Genomic DNA, 2266 nt, shown 5'->3' on the forward strand with positions numbered 1-2266 from the left:
TACAATGAAGATCAGTAGGTTCACCGCCTGTTGGAATGGGTGGCAAGAGGGGTTCCGATCCTACTGCGATGATTAACGCGTCTACGTTTTCATTTTCTACGTACTCTTTTGTAACTTCTGTATTTAGACGGATATCAACGCCAGCATCTCTTGCCATTTTTTCAAGAGTGACACCTAGTTGATACATTTCATATTTGAAGGGAATTGCCTGTTCGCTTTTAAGGATTCCACCTAATTGATCCTCTTTTTCGCAAAGGATAACTTCATGTCCGCGTTTTGCCGCTGTGATAGCAGCTTTTAGTCCACCAGGACCACCACCTGCTACTAAAACTTTTACAGGAAGGGAGGTTGGTATGACTTCCGTTCCATCGAGCTCACGTCCGATTAATGGATTAACAGTACAACGTCTTGTTGAAGTAACTGCACGCTCTGCCATACAAGTAAAACATCTTAAACAATAGATGATGTCTTCGTCACGGTTACTCATTACTTTTCTTGGTAGTTCAGGATCTGCAAGGAGTGCACGAGCCATATAGATGACATCTGCTTTACCTGAAGCGATGATTTCTTCCATCATTTCTGGATCATTCAAACCGCCAATTGTAGCAACAGGTACGCTGACATGTTTCTTGATTTCGGCAGCAAGAAATACATTTCTGCCATGAGATTCAAACATAGAGGGGTGAGTTATGCTGAACCCTTGCTGATACGTTCCAGCCGATATATGTAAGAGGTCAACTCTAGATTCTAATAATTTTGCAATTTCAACACCCTCAGCTAAATCATAACCGCTATCGAAGAACTCGGATCCACTCATTCTAAATTCGATTGGGAAACCAGGTCCAACTGCCTTACGTACGCTATCTAGTACTTCTTGTGCAAATCGTACTCGATTTTCAAGAGAACCACCATATTTGTCAGTTCTGCGGTTAAAGAAAGGAGAAAGAAACTGATTTACGAGCCATCCATGACCACCATGTACCATAATCATCTCGAAACCTGCTCTTTTTGCAAGGGCAGCGCAATCGCCATAAGCAGCTACAATCTCGTCAATAAGCTCTTGGGTAAGTGCCTTTACAGGTAAACCATCTGAACGAAGGCCTTCGCTTGGACCCCATTGAGCAAGCCCTTGTTTTTTATTTTTGTCCGTCAAATATGTGCCTGCAAACTGACCTGAATGAGATAACTCTACACTAGCAATGGAACCGTGTCGACGGATTGCGTCTGCCGTATAGGTAAAGCTTGATAGAGCGCCAACTGTCTGTAAATCTAGATGGAACATATGAGAACCCTCTGTTTTTGGATGAACCACTAACTCGCTTACAGTAACTGCTCCTGCTCCACCCTTAGCTCGTAATTCATAAAAAGCGGTTGATGCACGTCCAATAGTACAATCTGCAGTGATGTCTGTTCCACCCATAGGTGCAGAAAACATTCTGTTGCGGAAATTTACATTTCCAATTTGAATAGGTTTACTTAGATTGGGAAATTTTCTTTTCATTGCTATTCTCCTTTTAGTATGTAGTTTTGTTAAAACTCTAACCGTTTTGTAATGGTTTTCATGACCGTTAAAGTTTTCAGTTTCTTTCGTTATGTCTTGTACTTTACAGAAATATTGTTTATATTTGTAGTATAAGGTCTAAATCTAAACATGTCAATACATACATATTGTTTTTGTGATAAACTTGACATTAGTATAGAATTATTTTGAAGGGTGGTACTTACACGATGCGTTTGTTAAAATATGCTATTTTAGGATTAATTAACCGAGGGGCTATGACTGGTTATGATTTGATGAAAGTATTTAATCGAGAACTAGTTAATTTTTGGTATGCAAAGCATAGCCAAATATATCCTGAGTTAAAAAAATTAACTGAAGAAGGTTTAATTACCTACGAAACCGTACTGCAAGGTGAAAAAATGGAAAAAAAACTTTATTCAATTACAGAGGCAGGCAAAAAAGATTTTTTAAATTGGCTTAAAAAGCAGAATGTCTTAGAGCCTACTCCGAAGGATATCTTTCGACTAAAAGCCTATTTTCTGGAGTCTCTGTCAAAGGAAGAAATTTTAGAGCAGTTTGAGTACCAACTGAAGCAGCGCCAGGAAAAATTAAAGAAGCTTGAAACCACAATGCTTGATCACCCTTTTGCAGAATCAGTTGCCAATGTATTCTCACCAGAGTACGGGGATTATATTGTTTTAAAGGGTGCCATTATGAGAGAACGAACTCATGTTGCGATATCATAAGCACCAGAGATAAATATTA

General features: G+C 39.2%; 2 protein-coding genes. One reads left to right on the plus strand and one right to left on the minus strand.

The window, feature by feature from the left end:
- Positions 1-1501, minus strand: a 1501-nt coding sequence (locus Q7P22_RS02420; protein ID WP_303860182.1) for an FAD-dependent oxidoreductase, incomplete at its 3' end; no start/stop codon positions are given.
- Positions 1502-1728: 227 nt separating this feature from the next.
- On the opposite strand from Q7P22_RS02420, the gene Q7P22_RS02425 reads away from it, so the two are divergent.
- Positions 1729-2247 (plus strand): PadR family transcriptional regulator, encoded by a 519-nt coding sequence (locus Q7P22_RS02425; RefSeq protein ID WP_303860184.1) that lies wholly within the window; start codon positions 1729-1731, stop codon positions 2245-2247.
- The last annotated feature ends 19 nt before the right edge of the window (positions 2248-2266 follow it).

The sequence above is a fragment of the Alkalibaculum bacchi genome, from assembly GCF_937875145.1.
Lineage (GTDB): Bacteria > Bacillota > Clostridia > Eubacteriales > Alkalibacteraceae > Alkalibaculum > Alkalibaculum bacchi_A.

Coding starts and splice junctions, on each gene's coding strand:
- Q7P22_RS02425 (WP_303860184.1), top strand. CDS start 1,729: ATGCGTTTGTTAAAATATGCTATTTTAGGATTAATTAACCGAGGGGCT.